This window comes from Acetivibrio sp. MSJd-27 (assembly GCF_018918095.1).
GTDB lineage: Bacteria > Bacillota > Clostridia > UMGS1840 > HGM11507 > HGM11507.
Genome location: NZ_JAHLPV010000002.1, coordinates 51,113 through 69,111, shown reverse-complemented (window position 1 = coordinate 69,111; position 17,999 = coordinate 51,113). Strand labels below are relative to the sequence as shown.

Here is a 17,999-nt window from a genome sequence, read left to right as displayed (position 1 = left end):
ACTATGTATGGATTCTGTGAAATATGCAAATAAAAATACAAAAAAACACTTTTCATTTGGCGTCGTTTGTGGTATGATAAGGAAAGAAATCTGTACATAGCGTAAGGAGGTTGATACCAATGAAACATATTAAAACGTTAAAAGGGCAGAATCTTGCCAAGACGGCTGCAAAAGGCGGCTGCGGCGAATGCCAGACTTCCTGCCAGTCAGCCTGCAAAACTTCTTGCACGGTGGCAAATCAGAAGTGTGAAAAATTTAACTAATCAAAAAGGTCTTCCGTTTTGCGGAAGACCTTTTTTTCTGTCTGTATATCCTTGCAGATCCATTTTTCAATAAGGGTTTGTCCCGTCATTCAACGAGGACAAGGACACTGCATAGCAGTGTCGCGATCAGCGCGGGAGATTGTACTCCCGCTGATTGCGGATATGGAACCTGCGGCCTTAAGCATTAGGGAGGCAAACACAATATGGTTTCCACAGGCAAATTTCCCGCAATCCTGCGTCAAAATGCTCGTCAATCCGTCAGGATGATCTGCGCTTTTTCCTTGTCTTACAAAAAATTTGCTCTGTGGAAACTCTGCGACCCTGCATGCAGGAAAAATTTCGTTTTTTTGGTGCGTAAGAGTGCAGCAAGGCTGACGCCTTGCAAGACCGACAATCCGAAAAGGCGAAAGTTTAACAAGTGCAGGGCATATAGGGTTCGCCTCCCTAATGCTTAAGAGGCGGGGGACGTCTTGCCCGCAGTTATAGGATGAATTCTTTAACGAACGGAAATCTCCCTTAAAGGCACTCTGAAATTGTGTACACACACAAATATCTTTATAAATTTATTTATTTAATTATTTCAAAAGATTCTAAAAATCACATTGTTTTCTTTCCTTTCTGCTGTTTTTATCACAGAGATAAAATGAATTGGGATAAGAGTATAAAAAAGAAAGAATAGGGTTATAATAAGACTTTAACAGAAAAATTTCCGATGAGGCGAAACGAGCTGAAAAAGAGTATGGCAAACCTGTTTGAGGGCTCTTCAACCGTTTCTTTGATACAAATAGATGCGCCGTGTCAAAAAAATCAGAAAGTAACGTTGTTTTTTAAAAGTTGGATTATTTCACAGAAAATAAGACAAAAACTTTCTTAATTAAATGAAAAAATCTTTACAACGTCTTTGATATATGCTAAACTATTAAGGATACAGGTGCTATATCCGGTACAGAAAAGCCAAAGGATAATGCTTTTATCTATCGCTGAAAATTTATAATGATACAAAACAATGTGTAAGGAGGATGAAAGATGAGCAATAAATATGTTTATCTTTTCAAAGAAGGCGACGCTTCTATGAGAAATCTGCTGGGCGGCAAAGGGGCCAATCTGGCGGAAATGACAAAACTCGGACTTCCTGTCCCGCAGGGTTTCACAATTTCAACAGAAGCCTGCACAAAGTATTACGAGGATGGCAGAACAATAAACGATGAAATCCAGGCTCAGATAAACGAGCACATCGTTAAAATGGAAGAAATTACAGGCAAGAAGTTCGGTGATCCCGAAAATCCGCTTTTAGTATCTGTTCGTTCAGGTGCAAGAGCGTCAATGCCGGGTATGATGGACACAATCCTTAACCTCGGTATCAACGAAGAGGTTGTTGATTATATGGCAAAGCAGTCAAACAACGAGCGTTGGGCTTGGGACTGCTACAGAAGATTTATCCAAATGTACTCAGACGTCGTTATGGAGGTTGGCAAGAAGTACTTTGAGGAGCTCATCGACAAGATGAAAGAGGAGAAGGGCATTACGCAGGATGTTGACCTTACAGCGGATGATCTGAAGAAGCTTGCTAACCAGTTCAAGGCGGAATACAAGTCAAAGATTGGTGAGGACTTCCCAACCGATCCGAAGGAGCAGCTTATGGGAGCTGTTAAGGCAGTATTCCGTTCATGGGACAACCCCAGAGCTAACGTATACCGCCGTGACAACGATATTCCTTATTCATGGGGTACAGCCGTTAACGTTCAGATGATGGCGTTCGGTAACATGGGTGACGATTGCGGTACAGGTGTTGCATTTACACGTGATCCGGCAACAGGCGAGAAGAAGCTTATGGGTGAGTTCTTGACAAACGCGCAGGGCGAGGACGTTGTTGCAGGTGTTCGTACACCGATGCCGATTGCCGAGATGGAGCAAAAGTTCCCCGAGGCATTTGCACAGTTCAAGGACGTATGTAAGAATCTTGAAAATCACTACAGAGATATGCAGGATATGGAGTTTACGATAGAGCACGGTAAGCTTTATATGCTTCAGACAAGAAACGGTAAGAGAACCGCTCAGGCAGCTTTGAAGATCGCTTGTGACCTTGTTGACGAGGGAATGAGAACAGAGGAAGAGGCTGTTGAGATGATCGATCCGAGAAACCTTGACACATTGCTTCACCCGCAGTTTGATGCAGCTGCTCTTAAGGCTGCAGCTCCGATGGGCAAGGCTTTGGGTGCATCTCCCGGCGCTGCTTGCGGTAAGGTTGTATTCACAGCTGATGACGCAAAGGCATGGAGTGCAAAGGGCGAGAAGGTAATCCTTGTTCGTCTTGAAACATCACCTGAGGATATTGAGGGTATGAAGGCTGCTCAGGGTATACTTACTGTTCGCGGCGGTATGACATCACACGCTGCCGTTGTTGCACGTGGTATGGGGACATGCTGTGTATCGGGCTGCGGCGACATCGTTATGGACGAGGAGAACAAGCAATTCACACTGAACGGTAAGGTTTACCATGAGGGCGACGCTATTTCACTTGACGGTTCAACTGGCAACATCTATGACGGCATAATCCCGACCGTTGATGCTTCAATCGCAGGCGAGTTCGGCAGAATTATGGCATGGGCTGACAAGTTCAGAACATTGAAGGTAAGAACAAACGCAGATACTCCGGCTGATGCTAAGAAGGCAAGAGAGCTTGGCGCAGAGGGTATCGGTCTTTGCCGTACAGAGCACATGTTCTTTGAGGGCAACCGAATCGATGCATTCCGTGAGATGATCTGTGCGGATACACTTGAGGAAAGAGAAGCTGCACTTGAGAAGATCCTTCCCATGCAGCAGGGCGACTTCGAGGCTATTTATGAGGCGCTTGAGGGACATCCGGTAACAATCCGTTTCCTTGATCCCCCGCTTCACGAGTTCGTTCCAACAGAGGAAGCTGACATCGAAACACTTGCAAAGGCACAGGGTAAGTCGGTTGAGGCGATTAAGGATATTATAAACGGCTTGCACGAGTCAAACCCGATGATGGGACACCGTGGTTGCCGTCTTGCAGTAACCTATCCGGAAATCGCAAAGATGCAGACAAAGGCTGTTATCCGTGCGGCTATCAATGTCTCAAAGGCTCATCCGGACTGGACAATCGTTCCGGAGATTATGATTCCGCTTATCTGTGAGGTTAAGGAATTGAAATGCGTTAAGCAGATGGTTGTAGAAACAGCCGATGCTGAAATCGCAGCTGCAGGAAGCAATCTTAAGTATGAGGTTGGTACAATGATTGAGATCCCCAGAGCTGCACTTTCAGCGGATGAGATCGCAAAAGAGGCGGACTTCTTCTGTTTCGGTACAAACGACCTTACACAGATGACGTACGGTTTCTCACGTGACGATGCAGGGAAGTTCCTTGACGCTTACTATGATGCAAAGATATTCGAGAACGATCCGTTTGCAAGACTTGATCAGTCAGGCGTTGGTAAGCTTATGGATATGGCTATCAAGCTTGGTAAGCCGGTCAACCCGAACCTGCACGTAGGTATCTGCGGCGAGCATGGTGGCGATCCGACATCGGTTGAGTTCTGCCACAAACTGGGACTCGATTATGTATCATGCTCACCGTTCAGAGTTCCGATCGCAAGATTGGCTGCTGCTCAGGCAAACATCAAATCTTCAAAATAATCAGATTGCTTTGTTTTGGGGCAAAACCAAATATAACTTTTAAGGCAAACTAAAATGAAAGAAAAAGAAGCATCGGAAAAGATGCTTCTTTTTTCAATGGAAGTGTAAACTCTTGTTGCATTGTTACATAATGAGGCAATGCCCCTTATGAAAAGAGGAAGTGCTCCGTCTATTAGAAGACGGAGCACCCTTTCCTTTTTCGGTCAATCTGCCGAACATAAAAATCTCTTACTGAATCAGCTTAATACTCTGCACTCTGGACTCAAAGGCGACATATTTGCTTTGAATAGACAAGGAAGAACCCACACCAAACGTCTTCAGATTAGGGGTAAAATAATTGTGATCGTTCTGAACGGTTTCCACGTCCATTGTAATATAAGCGGTGTACTTTTCCGGATTTTCGGCGCTGACTACTGTGCCGTCAATTTTCTCAATGTTATCCCGGAACGGCTCAGCAGTCACGTTTTTCACCTTTCCAAACAGTTTATCCTTATCATAAAATGTCTCAGACTTCTTGATAGAATTGACAGAGCATTCCCGGATATTATCCACACGGACAACAACCTCCAGCTTGACGGGAGAGGTTGCCTTTGCCGTCCTGGACGAGGTGAAGCGCACCCCCACGGCGATAACGGCGACAACAATAACAGCGATGAACAAAATATCTAAAGCATTAAATTTCTTTTTCATGGGACTCACCTCTTTCTAATTTGCGGTAATGTTAAATATATATCCGGCGGCGGCAAAAGCCTTGTTGCCCACAACCATCTGCGTTCCCGTTCTCACCGGGGCCTGCCCGATGGAGATGCCCATATCGCTGACCGTCGCTTTTGCCTCAATAACCAAGGTGATATCATATTTGTTTGGAAGGGTTTCTTCCCGGAAGGTTCCGCTGACTTTATCCTGAACAGCTCTTTTGGCGGGCTCCACTTTTACATCCTTCAAAGTGCCGTAATCTTTCTCCTTCTGGCTCAAAAGAAGTTCTTCCCCGATAGCCGCCTGCACAGCTTCTCCCATATAGGTATTCTGCTCCTGCAGAAACACTTCAAAAGTGACGGTGGACGCGTCGTTTCCCTGGGAATGCTGGTTTAGAGTGCTCTTTAACAGGTAAGCCGCCACTCCGATTGCGGCGATGATCAAAATAATGATCACATAATCAATTACGTTCAATTTCTTTTTGCTCATACTTTTCCTCCCATCACATCGAAGTAAACCTGCTCGATGTTTCTTGTCATAATTTCCGCACGGAATTCCTTTTCAAAGACTTCTTGGGCTCCACGAATTAACTGGTTTCTCAGCGCTTCATTCTCATAGATACGGATAACGGCTTTCGCCAGCGCGTCACCGTCCTTAATCGGAACCAGCAAGCCGTTTTTCTCCGGATAAATCACACCGGGATTTCCTCCGAAATCGGTGACCACAGCCGGCTTGTGCAAGCTCATTCCCTCAAGAAGGGAGAGACTGGTCGCCTCGGTGCCGTAAGAAGCGTTGATCTGTAAATCGATCATACTCATGATCTCAGATACATTGCTCACAAAACCCGCGAACACCACATAATCCGTGACATCCAAATCGTTTGCAAGCTGCTTTAAGTTTTCCTCTTCATCGCCAGTACCGGCAATAAAGCATTTAATGGGTAAGCCTTTCTCTTTGAATATTTTTGCGGCTTGAATATAGTATTCATGTCCTTTTACTTTATGTAATCTTGCCACTAGTGCAGTGACAAAGTCTCCTTCTTTGAAATGGTATTTTTCCCGCAGGGCGGAAATGACAGTCGGATCCGCTGGGGACAGGGGTTCGACTCCATTTTTGACCACCGTGATGTAATCGGGATATACGCCCTCCGCAACGATATTATCCTTGGCTGCTTCCGCCACCGCAATGATTTTGTCGGTAAACAGCTTGGTGGTCAGGCGGGACACCCATTTCCCGATCGGTGTTGTAAGAAAAGGCTTTGGCTCAAACACGCAATGGCGGGTATAGATAATCCTGTCAACGCCGGCAAGCCGTGCGGCGATTCGGGCAGATAAACTTCCGTGGGTATGAACAATCTGCGGGTGCTCTTTTTGAAACAGCCTGTAAAACTCTTTGATTCCTTTGAAAGAGAGAGATTTATCCGCATAGTTGGGTAATGCAAAGTAACGGGTTTTTAACTCTTTTAAAGCGGGCTCAAGCAAACTTCCGGTGGGGATCACGACACTCAAATCAATTTTGGAACGATCATGATACTTTGCGTAAGTCAGCACACATTTTCCCGCCCCGCCGATATTGGAATCGGAGGTTACGTTAAATACTTTCAGCATTTGTCTGCTCCTTTTCGATGAGTAAAAATTTGCGGTATAGCGAACTGAAACAGAGATACATATAGAATATCAATATCATTCTGTAATTATAAAACGTATAGTCAAACACACTCTGAATCAGATAGCCGGTCATCCCTGCAATCATTGCGACTACAATTATTTTTTCTTTGTTTTCCCCATATTCCTTCACAGTATGAAAAGCCCTCTGGAAAAATACGCAGCAGATAGTCAGAAAAGAAACGATCCCGGCCAGTCCATATTCGATAAAGGTCTGCAGATACAAGTTGTGGGAATGGGGCGCAATGATGGTGCTATAGGAATAATAGGGGTATATTCGGTTGAAGGCAGGCGTACCGGGGCCGATGCCGGAGAACCAGAAATGCCTCAATAAACCGATGGAACCCAGATAGATAAATAAACGGTAAAGGGAGGAGGAATCCTCCAAATTTCCGATACTGGTAAACCGGTTGATAATGCTGTCAGGCAGGAACATAACAGCTACAACGCCAACAATCCCGAAAAGCACAAAGTAGTGTTTATTGTAAAATGCCGTAAAGAGGACAACGGCGAAGATGAGGCCAAGCCAGCATCCGCGGGAATAGGTGAATATCATACACAGGCACAAAAACAGCGTGTTCATTAAAGTGACGCTCTTTGCCAGGGGCTTTTTCATATGGACAAACCATGCAAAAGAAAGTGGGATCAGCAAAAGCAGATATTCACCGAACACATTCGGATTGTCAAAGGTGGAGTAGACTCTTCCCTGGATATCCGAAAACATATCCTGATCAATCCATACGTTTCCGGCCGATGTTCCGGCAAAGTTTTGATAAATGCCGATAAGGGCAATTCCCAGACCGGTCAAAAGAAACAGGGAGATCAAAGCTTTCAGCTGTCTCTTGTTTTCAATCAGATTATATAAAACAACATAAAAAGTCATAAAAACCAAAACAACAGCGGCTACTTTTAAGCTTTCTGTGCGCTCATAAGAAAACAGGCTGGAAATGACAATGACCACGAAAAACACACCGATGGCAATGCCCAGCAGATCGATTTTCAGAGGCTTCTTCGGCTGTTTAATAAGTCTTGCCATAAAAGAAACAATGGTTAGAAGAATCATTCCCACCAGAGCCATTGTGGGCAGAAAAGCGGAGCCCACTACAACGGTAAAAACACCAAACACAGGGTATACAAAAACCAGTGCGGCAAAGACTATCCCGCCGCTTAACAGAACGGCATATTTCAGCGGCAGCAGAACGGCACCTAACAGGGATACCAAAAACCAGGCTCCTATCGTGTAGAGAACTGCTTTTTTATTAACGCTGCTGTATCCCTCCGGAATTTTCAACTCCATATACCGATAAAAAAGCTTGCCGAAAAAACTTTTGTGAAAAAGATTGGCTAGATAATTCACGGTACTTCGCGTTCCGTATGTAATTGCGCTGTTGCTGAAAAGACCGAAAAATGCCTGTAGTTTTTTGGATAACCAGCGAATGATACGGTTGATAATATGAACAAAACTGCTGAGCAATCTGCATTCTTGATCGCTTGCTTTTTTCAAAAAAAGCAGATGATACAGAAAACTGTCGTTCCACTTTTTTTTCAGTGGATCAAAAATACGGTCAATCAGATGTTTTATTCCACTTTGCTGATATATGGCGGCAATGCGGAGAAAAAATCCTAAGATTAGGCTGTCATGCATCGGAGTCACTTCCTTTTTTCAAAAATTTATTTAGAACCATAATGATTTCATCTACTCTCAGAAAAACAGCGGCTGCCAGATAGGCGATTCCTCCGGCGGAGGCCGCAATCGCCAGCCACAAAAATGTTTTCAGAAATCCGCCTGTGAAATGTGCGGCGAGAATCGGATTCAGAAGCAGGACAACAGCCGTCATCACTCCGCCGGAAATCAGAATCTTCACGGTGTTGCTCACAAAAGCGCGGTCGAACAAATGCGGCACATATCTGCGCATTTGAAATCCCAGAAGAAAGGCCATGCTAATCATCGCAATGGAGGAGGCCAGAGCAATTCCGCCTAACCCCATCGCCTTGGAAAGCACAATGCTTAAGATAATATTGAGGGTAATGCCTATCATGGATACCCGCATGGGTATCTTAGACTTTTGCATGGCATAAAAGGTTTTGTTGAAGACCTCCATCAATCCCAAAGCCAGCATCCCCACACTGTAGAAAAGCAAGGCGGTAGCTGTCAGACGAGTGGACATTGCGTCAAATGCACCTCGTTCATATATCAGACGGATGATGGGCGTTGCCAGTGTCATAAACAAAATCATAATCGGCAGTATAATCAAAACAACAATCCGCAGAGAGGATCTTAAAACATCAGCAACCCCCTCCTTATCCCCGGCGGTATACAGCCGGGACATTTTCGGAAAGATATAGTTGGTCAGAACCAATGTGAAAACGCTGGAGATAATCACATACAGCTTGTTCGCATAGCTCAAAGCCGAAACGGCCTGTCCATCGTTTAGATAGGAAGCAAGCTTGGTGTTAATCATGCTGTTGATCGGCTGTACCCATACACTGATAAAGACAGGAAGGGCGAGCTTTGCCGTCTTGATGATTCCGCTGTCCTTGGGATTGAATACAAAAGACAGACGGTACTGCTTTTTCTTCAAGGCCGGAATCAGGATAACAAGCTGAAGTATCCATCCCAGCAGAACAAATACGGCTAAACCATAGACGCCAAGGTAGCGGTTTAATAGCAGAAAATACAGAATAACCAACAAATTGGAAACTAGGCTCATGGAAGCCGGGGTATTAAATTCATCCAGTGATTGAAGAATCCCGGCAAAGGAGTAGGAAGCCGCCGTGAATATCATAATGGGCATCATGATCCGCAGGATATTGACAGCCATAAGATATGCATTGTACGCATTTTCCTTTAACCCGGAGCCTTGAAAACTGATAATTTGTTCGGCAAACACGATGCCGATTACGCTGAAAAATGCCGCTATCGCGCATACAATCCAGACAAAATTGGAGGAAAAGCGAAAGGCTTTTTCCCGTCCCTCCAGCTGCATGATCTCATTGAACACCGGGATAAAGGTGGAGGAGATTGCCGCACCCAAGCTGATTTCAAAGAACAGAAGCGGAATCTGTGATGCCACCTGGTAAGCGTTTGCCATATCGCCGGTGCCATAAGCGCTGGCCGCAAGCATTTCCCGAAGCTGTCCCAGTATTTTTGCGGAGAAGGTCAGTAAAAACATAATGCTGACCGTCTTGACCGCCGTATTTTTTTTTATCAAAATAGTGCCTCCTTAGACGCTGACATACGATATACAGCGCATTTACTCTAGAAAACCGATAGCCATCTCCGCGTCTTTTTTGGTCAGTTTCCGCAGTTCAGCCATTCTTTTGTCGAGTTCCTGTGTGATGGCGCCGCGCTGCTGTATGACGTATGTTATCTTCTCAAAGAGACTTTCAAACTGAATCTCTTCCACCGTTTCCATAAAAGGCTGACCGATATAATTTAAAAAGCCCTTGACTTTGGTATCATAAACGATTCCGACGACAGGGACATTCAGCGAAGCGGCATAAATCAAAGAATGCAGACGCATTCCTATCACGGCTTGAGACCCTTTCATGAGTCCTAAAATTTCAGGCACCCGGTAATCCTTGTCGGGGAGGATACAGTTGTGTTTCATAGTGTTTCTGAGACGATCACAAATTTTATAGTCGTTCGAAAAATGCAGGGGAAGCAGCAGGATTTGAACACCGCTGTCTTCTATCAGACGGTCGGCTGTTCTTGCGAGGATATCCACCATTTTATCCGTGTATTTTCCCCATTTTCGGATGGAAAGGCAAACCGTATTTTTTGCGGGATCCATTCCGATTTTTTTCTTTAAAGCCGCAATTTCCTGCTCTCCAATGGGAGGAATTTCGATTGCGGGATCGGCCGTGACATAGCAGGGCGGCTTGGTAATTCCCATCGCTTTCAGCTCATGCTGGGAATCCGTCTCCCGGAGGGTAATTAAATCCACTTTGTTCACAATACGTCTGGACAGCCAGCGGTTAAAAGAACCGTTGACAGGGCCGATCCCATTGGCATAAAGCATCACTTTGGTTCCCATCATTTTAGCCAGCAGGATAAGGCCCAGATAGTAATAAAGGGAACGGGAGCTGGTCACGTCCTGGATAAGGCTTCCGCCGCCGCTGATAAACAGCTTGCTTTTTTTCATGATTCTTATAATTTGAAACAGGTTGGTCCGGTTGACGGGCTGAATCCCTCTGACATAAATACTTTTTCCGTTCTGTGTCAGAGCCCCGATGGTTATTTCCGGCTTGTTTGTTTTCAATAGTTCTACAATGGACTGTAATACGGCCTCGTCACCGCTGTTACTGAATCCGTAGAACCCGGAAATCAATATATCAATCATATATATGCTCCTTTTTTTACGGATTAACGGTTTAAAAACAGGTTGTAGACTTCGATGTTATCATTGGTCATCTTCTGGATCGAATACCGCTCCAAAATGACTTCCTTTCCGTAGGCTTTCAGTTCCTCAATTTTCTCTTCCGGGAGTTCCAGAAGCTTAGTTAAGTCCCTTTTTAAAAGCTGAGCGGTGGCGGGCTGTTCTCCGCGGCAGCAGAAATTCGTCAGGATGGAAGGCTCTAGCTTATCACGGTCAAAAATGCCGATATAGCCCTCGTTCCCAGATACGATAACTGGCTTGCCGGCTGCCATTGCCTCCATTACAGAGCGGCTGACACCGATAAAAAAGTCAGACATGGATACGAACTCATTGATATTTGTACGCGCTCCCGCCATAACAATCTTGTTTTTACCGTACTTTTCCTGAAGAAGGGCCGCTTTTTTCTGAACTTGGGCAAAATCATCTCCGTCTCCAACCAAGGTAATATCAATATCCGGATACTTTTCAAACAGATAAGGTGCGATATCACAGATATGGTGAGCGACAAGGCTGCGGGATACGTCCATCCTACTGATATACACAATGTGACGATTGTCCGGCTGCAGATTCAGCTCTTTTAAAAGGTGGGAGTAATTGATTTTATCGTTAAAACGCTGGGTGGAAATACCATTGATTGTGACCTTGATATGTTCTTCCGGCACATGGTAATTATCCATTAAGTATTTTTTGATGTCATTGCTGACAGCTAAGGAATACTGCCCCCAGTTCGTCAAATACTTAAAGTAGAAACTGGTGTCAAAAACCCAGTGTGCCGTTGTGACGAAGGGGATCTTTGTCTTTTCATGGAGAAACCCTAAAATAAAAGCGGGAATCCGTGCATGAGCATGTATTAGATCTATGTTCTCGTCCTTTAAAATATGCTCTAAGCGCCGGTAAGACCGGAGCATATTCAGCGGATTTTTATTATTCAGGGGAACCTGGTAATGTTTGATTCCGTTTTCCTCCAGAACCTTTACATAGACACCCCCGTTGGAAGCGACAATAGGCGTAAAGCCGGCGTTTTTTAATCCGATTGCCAGTTCTACAACATGGGTTTCCGCGCCGCCGATGGACAGGCCCATAAGGGCAAGCAGGATTTTGGGGCTTTGATTCATTGTTTCTTTTCCTCTCCTTACAGCCGGCCTGATTTATAAAAAAGGCGGGCTGAATCTTTCTTTTGGCAGAAATCAAAGTGTAATTTATTGAACTTTTGCAAATACTGAATATTATGATACCACAATAACGAAGGCGGCGTAATGTCGCCGAAGTATTGTGATTCAATAAGGACTCAGCCGTCGCGAGCTTGCTTCCGCTCACGGCGTGTCTTTATTATACCCTAAAACAATGCAGATTTCAATCAAAAATGAGGAATATTGGAACTATACAATTGACGCAATTTGTATTATAATAGAAACATGTTGTAAGTATGGGCGGCAGATTCGCAGCTTATGATATGCTGATTCCCATCAAGAACGTCAATTTTACAATATTATCCGGAACAAAGCAAACCGACAGCAAGTCAAATAGAAAAAGAACAACACACAACGGACAGGAGGTCACGGATGAAGAAACGTATTATTTCCATATTTATCATTGTATTTTTGATTGCCGGTCAAATGGTATTCGCCGGCAATGTGGCTTATGAAAAGACAGATGAAAACATCATTGCAAAAGGCCTGGTACATAAACATATTGTCAGGCTGACGGATAAGGGATGGCAAAATATCAATGTCATAACAGCGGATCTGAACGAGCCTACGCTTCAGATGAAGCTTCTCCGCTCACCGGACGGTGTTTCCAATCTGGAGACTGTATTGCAGCATGCGAAAAACAGTGATGTGGACGCGGCTGTAAACGCGGATTTTTTTGCTTGGCGGACAGGACAGGCCGGTCATGGCTCATCCATCGGCATGATGGTGGAAAACGGAGAGCTTTTAACCTCCAGCGACACCACGGATAATATGGCGTCTCTGGTACAGGACGAATTTGGCAAGTTGATTATTGAGTATGTGAGAACATCGATCACGGTGACTGCACCCAACGGCAGTTCCACTCAGATAAAGCATCTGAATAAATATGACAGTCTAGACGGTATTGTAATGTATACGAGGGACTTTCAAAACACTTCTCTGGGCTCGAAAAACAACATCGTGGAGATGGTAGTGGAAAACGATAGGGTAACCGAAATCAGGAGGGACATGGAGCCGGTGTTGATCCCCGAAAACGGATATGTCCTTACCTTTCTTCCTGAGTTTAATAGCTTTCTTCTGGACAATTTCCAGGTGGGGGATGCGGTGAAAACAGATGTAAGCTTATCACCGAACAGAACGCTTCAGACTGCTGTCGGAGGCGGAACCATGCTCATAACCGGCGGGATAGCGGCAAAAAACACCCATAATGTCAGCGGAGTCCATCCCCGTACCGCAGTTGGAATTGATCAGACGGGGAAAATATTGATGCTGGTTACAGTAGACGGAAGGACTCAGCGATCGGTGGGGATGACTCTGCAGGAGTTAAGAGATTTCATGTTTGAATTGGGAGCCTATGACGCCATGAATTTTGACGGAGGCGGTTCCACACAGATGGTAGCGAAAGAAAACAGCGACGGTTCACTTAAGGTGGTCAATGAACCTACGGAAAACCGTGCTGTTATTAACGGGATTGGTGTAAAATCCAATGCGCAGCCGACCAATATTCTCAGCAAACTTATTTTGGAACCGGAAAAAACAGTTTTTCAGGGAACTTCAGTGAATGTTGCCATGCGTGCGGAGGACACGAATTTAAAGCCTATGGATATCGATGCACAACAAGTGACGTTGTCCGCTTTTGGCGTGCAGGGGAATTTTCAAGGACAAGAATATTATCCGCAGGAGACAGGAAAGCTGAAAATAACGGGGTCTCTGGGAGATGTCCAAGGATCTTGTGAAATCGAAGTGCTGGATAAACCGGAAAAATTGCTGGTGGAATGCTATACGGATAATCCCGTCAAGGGTGAGCCTCTAAATGTTTGGGTAAAAGGAATTGACGCAAACGGAAGGAGTGCAATGATCCCGAATCGCTTCGTGACCTTTGAATCAGATAAAATCCGATTGGAAGGAGATAAGGCCGTTTCGCTTGTGAACGGGTCTTTCGAGATAAAGGTATCTTATCAGGGGATAACGGGAAGCACTCATTCCGAGACGGCATCCGTTCCGGTTGACCCGGACATTTTGAATTTTGAGAAAGCCAATGGTACTTTTACCGGTTATCCTTCCTATGTGACCGGCAGTTATACGGTATCAAAGGAGGAGAAGAAGGAAGGAAACAGCGCGGGAAAATTAACCTATGATTTTTCGTCGGAAGCGGCGGATAAAAAAGGAGCCTACATTCTCTTTGACAATGGAGGAATTCCGCTTCCGGACAGCGCAGCGAAACTTGGAGTCTGGGCAAAGTCGGATCAGAAAGTGCCCCATTGGCTTGGCTGTGAAATTCAAGACGGAAACGGCGAAATCCAACGCACCTATTTTACGACGCAAGGAATTTCCAGCACGGATTGGCAGTATTATGAAGCACCGGTATCTTCCGATATTGCACGGCCTATGAAAATTCGAAAACTCTATATCTTACAATATGATCCTTCCCAAAAGGGAAGCGGCACCGTTTATTTTGACAATTTGAGCATTGGCTATTCCGGTACTCTTCAAAAATCAGATGAACCGTATCTGAACAAAGATGCTTTGCACAATAAGGATTTTGATCCGGCACAGGGCTTTAATATCACTGTTTTTGGAGAATTGCAGACGGGAAAACAAATGATCAACCGCATTCTGGAGAACAAAGTAGTTGGAAAATCTGGCATTTACAGTGATATCAATGTGATGATGACATCCACTGATTATCTGCGGACGAACGCACGATCTCATTACACGGAAAATTATTTTAAGACAGAGAACGAGAATGTGACCACGATCACAGTAGACACCCAAAGCGGAAGCATCAAATCGCCTACCTATGCCCAATTTGAATGGTTTGCGAGCGATATTGAAAATATCCATACAGATTATGTTATTTTGATCATGAACAAGGGGCTAGATCAATTTACAGATGCTTTGGAAAAAGCGGCTGTGGAGGACTTGCTGGAGAAACATATCACCCGCCAGGGGAAAAAGTTATTCATTGTTTCCAGCGGAGAGAAGGACAGTGTAAGAGTACAGGACGGAGTCCGCTATCTAACCATTGGCCGAATAAGCGGCGGAAATATTTTCAGCTTTGCCAACAGCATTGCGGGGGGGACTTATCTAAAATTTAATATAAAAGATAATGTGCTTTCCTATGAGTTTTGTAAATTAATATAGAAAGATGTAATAAAATATAACAAAACAGATCTGTTATGCGTCTTGTAGATGTTGGAATTTTTCCGGGATCTGCGGCTGGAGAACCGGAGACTTTTCATCAGAAAAATTGATTTTACGGGAGGCAAAACAAATGAACAGCAAAAAAAAATACAGAGTCACCATCTGCACTCTTATCAGCGCGATTGTAATACTGACAATAACGGCGGTTTTTGCGAATGAGATGACATTTTCCAGAGAGGAATTCTGTAATCTTATCATTGAAACATTGGAGAAAAGCTCTGTAATCGATGACACTGTTTCAGCCAGACAACACTTTTCCGATACCTATAATCCAAACGTGCAGAAGGCTTATGAAATTGGAATTATTCAAGGCAATGAAAAAGGAGAGTTTCATCCTGAAAAGGAAATTTCCAGTCAGGATGCGGCGGTTATCCTTAAACGCCTCCAGGATTATATTGCTCCACAGCTTATCTATGACACGGCGAAAGAAAAAAAGGGAAAGGAATGGGAAAAGATAAAAGGCTATGCGGCATCTTCTATCGCTTTTTTGTCCATGACGGATGTGATACCGAACGGAGCCTTTCATCCGGAGGAGCCATTGGAGGAAGGGACGGCCCGAGCAATGATCGAAAAAATTTTTGAAAATAGGGATAGCCAGCCCATGGCGAAACCAGGCGTTCTCCCGAAAAGAAAGGTTCCGGTACTGATGTATCATGTCATTGGGAATCCGCCAAGTGAAAAAAGTCCTTATGGATATCTCTGCGTGAGTCCGGAAGCTTTCGATCAACAGATGAAATATTTAAAGCAGCAGGGCTATACCTTTCTGTTTCCGAACGAAATTTACTATGCCGACTCTTGCCATAAGCCGATAATCGTGACTTTTGATGACGGATATGACAATAACTATTACTGGGCATATCGCATAGCAAAAAAATATAATGCAAAGATAACGATATATATGGTAGGAGACTATCTTGATAAGCCGGGATATTTGTCAAGCGTCCAGCTGCGGGAAATGACACAGAGTAGAATCGTGAATATCGGCAGCCATACTATGTCTCATAAGGATTTGTCCCTGTTAAGCAGGCAGGAACTGAAATATGAATTTGAGGAATCAAAACGGAAATTAGAGCAGGCTGTTGGAAAAGAAATCACGGATATTAGTTATCCCTTTGGCAAATTTTCTGCCGCAGTCATTGAAGAGGCAAAGAAATACTATAAAAGTGCGTTTACCGTGCTGCAGGAGATTCCTGGAAGTGCTTTTGGCTATGCACGTATTGTTATCCCAAGAGGGATGGATATCCCCGGTCTTCAGGCAAATCTTTCAAAATTTCAATAGAAACGGCAGGTGCAGCAATGGGAAAAAAAGCAGTGGTGCTTGGCGGCGGAGGCGCCAAAGGAGCTTATGAAATCGGTGTAATGGAAGCTCTGATAGAACTCAGGTTTGATTATCAAATTGTGACAGGAACCTCGGTGGGAAGCTTGAACGGCGCTCTGTTTGCACAAAAAGACTTGAAACTAGCGAAAAAAATGTGGCTTGATATTGACACAACAAGAGTGCTGGATATAGATGACCTTTCCCCAGAAGAAATAAATTATAAGGAACTTGGGAAGCTGCTGGTTGAAAAGAAAGGCTTGAGTTACCGCAATCTGGAGAAACTTCTCACAGAAGTTATAAGTGAAGAGAAAATAAGGGCTGCCGGGGTAGATTTTGGTTTAGTGACTGTACGCTATCCCCTTATGCAGCCTGTTCAGCTTTTCGTTGACCAGATAGAGGAAGGAAAGCTGATTGACTATCTTCTTGCCAGTGCAGCCTGTTTTCCTGCTATGAAAAAACATGAAATTGACGGTGAAAAATATATTGACGGCGGGTATTATGATAACTTGCCTATTGATTTGGCAATTGCGCGGGGGGCAAGGGAAATTGTTGCTGTTGACTTGGAAGCAGTTGGCGTAATGCGCAAAGAGAAGAGACGCCCTGATGTATCCGTGATTACTGTTAAAAGTGAATGGCCTCTGGGACCAATGCTGATCTTCGACAGAGAACAAGCAAAGCGTAACATGAAACAGGGATATGCTGACACACTGAAAGCTTTCGGCAAATCCGAAGGAAAGAAATTTTGCTTTCGGTTAGGGGAAACGGAGAAAATCTTTCAACGGGTTTATCCCTATATGGAAAAGCGGAAGGAGGAAATTTTCTGTGATGCCAATAACGCTTTGATCCATATGGCGCAGATGAGTGCGGACGCCCTGTATAAAAAACGTTTTCATAGTAACCGCCGTCTGCAAAGGGAAGAATTATACCAGGCGATGTGTGAGGGGCTGATGGAAATTTTTGAATTCGATCGATTTTTTCCTTATACCTATCACAGTATGGTAAAAGAACTGATACATTCATATGAAACAATTGACGATGCGCCGGCGCACATCCTGGAAGAGAAGATTGCTGAAATCGGCAGGACCAAAAAATTTATTGAAAATATAGATTCTTTAACCGCTCTCATAGCAAAAATTGATCGCAAGGTTATCGTGAAATATCTGATACGGATGCTGAAACAAATGCAGGGCGGAAATAACGAGCGGGGTATTTTTTACCTATTTTTTATCTGTATTCCTCTGGAGACAACCTCAGCGATGTTTTATTTGGCGCTGACGGATCGGCTGAGACAGTCCTTTGCGGGCAGAATTCTGTTGCGCGGACAATGAGAAAGCGGATTTGGATTTAATATATAAAATGATATAATTTTCTATATAAAAAGATCAGCTGCGCTGGTCTTTTTTACATACTATCTTGTAATAGATCATTAAAATATTGAGCGCCGTTAATTTTATTAGTATATATAAAAATGTTAATATTTACAAAATTATCAAAAACATATATAATAATTACATAAATAAAATAAATTGGATGTTTAACAGTTGTGATTGTTTCCTTGGAGGGAATAGCATGTTATTTCAACATTTTTGTAATTTTTATGAAAAGGTACTCTGTTATACGCTCAATCT

The 17,999-nt window shown here is 44.0% G+C and carries 12 protein-coding genes; 5 read left to right on the top strand and 7 right to left on the bottom strand.

Translation table 11 applies throughout. The features are described 5' to 3' along the window. The first annotated feature begins 119 nt into the window (after positions 1-119). Entirely contained in the window at positions 120-263 is a 144-nt protein-coding gene (gene scfA, locus KQI32_RS01375; RefSeq protein ID WP_216423639.1) for a six-cysteine ranthipeptide SCIFF, read from the top strand. Between the two features lie 1,026 nt (positions 264-1,289). Next, positions 1,290-3,920, top strand: coding sequence for a pyruvate, phosphate dikinase (gene ppdK / locus KQI32_RS01370; protein ID WP_216423638.1), 2,631 nt, complete (start codon positions 1,290-1,292; stop codon positions 3,918-3,920). 228 nt (positions 3,921-4,148) lie between these two features. On the opposite strand, the gene KQI32_RS01365 is transcribed toward ppdK, so the two are convergent. Genes KQI32_RS01365 through KQI32_RS01335 form a run of 7 tightly spaced genes read right to left on the bottom strand, consistent with a single transcriptional unit; the run spans position 4,149 to position 11,774 of the window. After that, positions 4,149-4,610, bottom strand: coding sequence for a DUF4330 family protein (locus KQI32_RS01365; protein WP_177691726.1), 462 nt, complete (start codon positions 4,608-4,610; stop codon positions 4,149-4,151). A 15-nt stretch (positions 4,611-4,625) separates the two neighbouring features. Next, complete coding sequence (locus KQI32_RS01360; RefSeq protein ID WP_216423637.1) at positions 4,626-5,105, bottom strand: DUF4330 family protein; 480 nt, start codon at positions 5,103-5,105, stop codon at positions 4,626-4,628. Then, complete coding sequence (locus KQI32_RS01355; RefSeq protein WP_177691724.1) at positions 5,102-6,223, bottom strand: glycosyltransferase; 1,122 nt, start codon at positions 6,221-6,223, stop codon at positions 5,102-5,104. Before KQI32_RS01355 ends, KQI32_RS01360 begins: the two co-directional genes overlap by 4 nt. Continuing rightward, a complete protein-coding gene (locus KQI32_RS01350) occupies positions 6,207-7,925 on the bottom strand; it encodes an O-antigen ligase (protein ID WP_216423636.1) in 1,719 nt (572 codons plus the stop codon). Before KQI32_RS01350 ends, KQI32_RS01355 begins: the two co-directional genes overlap by 17 nt. Continuing rightward, positions 7,918-9,492 (bottom strand): murein biosynthesis integral membrane protein MurJ, encoded by a 1,575-nt coding sequence (murJ, locus tag KQI32_RS01345; RefSeq protein WP_216423635.1) that lies wholly within the window; start codon positions 9,490-9,492, stop codon positions 7,918-7,920. Before murJ ends, KQI32_RS01350 begins: the two co-directional genes overlap by 8 nt. Positions 9,493-9,534: 42 nt before the next feature. Continuing rightward, positions 9,535-10,623 (bottom strand): polysaccharide pyruvyl transferase CsaB, encoded by a 1,089-nt coding sequence (gene csaB / locus KQI32_RS01340; protein ID WP_216423634.1) that lies wholly within the window; start codon positions 10,621-10,623, stop codon positions 9,535-9,537. 23 nt (positions 10,624-10,646) lie between these two features. After that, the gene (locus KQI32_RS01335) at positions 10,647-11,774 is read right to left on the bottom strand and encodes a glycosyltransferase (protein WP_177691720.1); all 1,128 of its coding nucleotides are present in this window, start codon (positions 11,772-11,774) and stop codon (positions 10,647-10,649) included. A gap of 447 nt (positions 11,775-12,221) precedes the next feature. Here KQI32_RS01335 and KQI32_RS01330 point away from each other — a divergent pair, with 447 nt between their 5' ends. The 3 genes from KQI32_RS01330 (at position 12,222) to KQI32_RS01320 (ending at position 17,699) form a co-directional block, all read left to right on the top strand. After that, positions 12,222-14,993, top strand: a complete 2,772-nt coding sequence (locus KQI32_RS01330; RefSeq protein WP_216423633.1) for a phosphodiester glycosidase family protein — start codon at positions 12,222-12,224, stop codon at positions 14,991-14,993. Between the two features lie 130 nt (positions 14,994-15,123). Beyond that, positions 15,124-16,332: a polysaccharide deacetylase family protein gene (locus tag KQI32_RS01325; protein WP_216423632.1), complete on the top strand. Its 1,209-nt coding sequence runs from the start codon at positions 15,124-15,126 to the stop codon at positions 16,330-16,332. A 17-nt stretch (positions 16,333-16,349) separates the two neighbouring features. After that, positions 16,350-17,699 (top strand): patatin-like phospholipase family protein, encoded by a 1,350-nt coding sequence (locus tag KQI32_RS01320; protein WP_216423631.1) that lies wholly within the window; start codon positions 16,350-16,352, stop codon positions 17,697-17,699. Positions 17,700-17,999 lie beyond the last annotated feature (300 nt).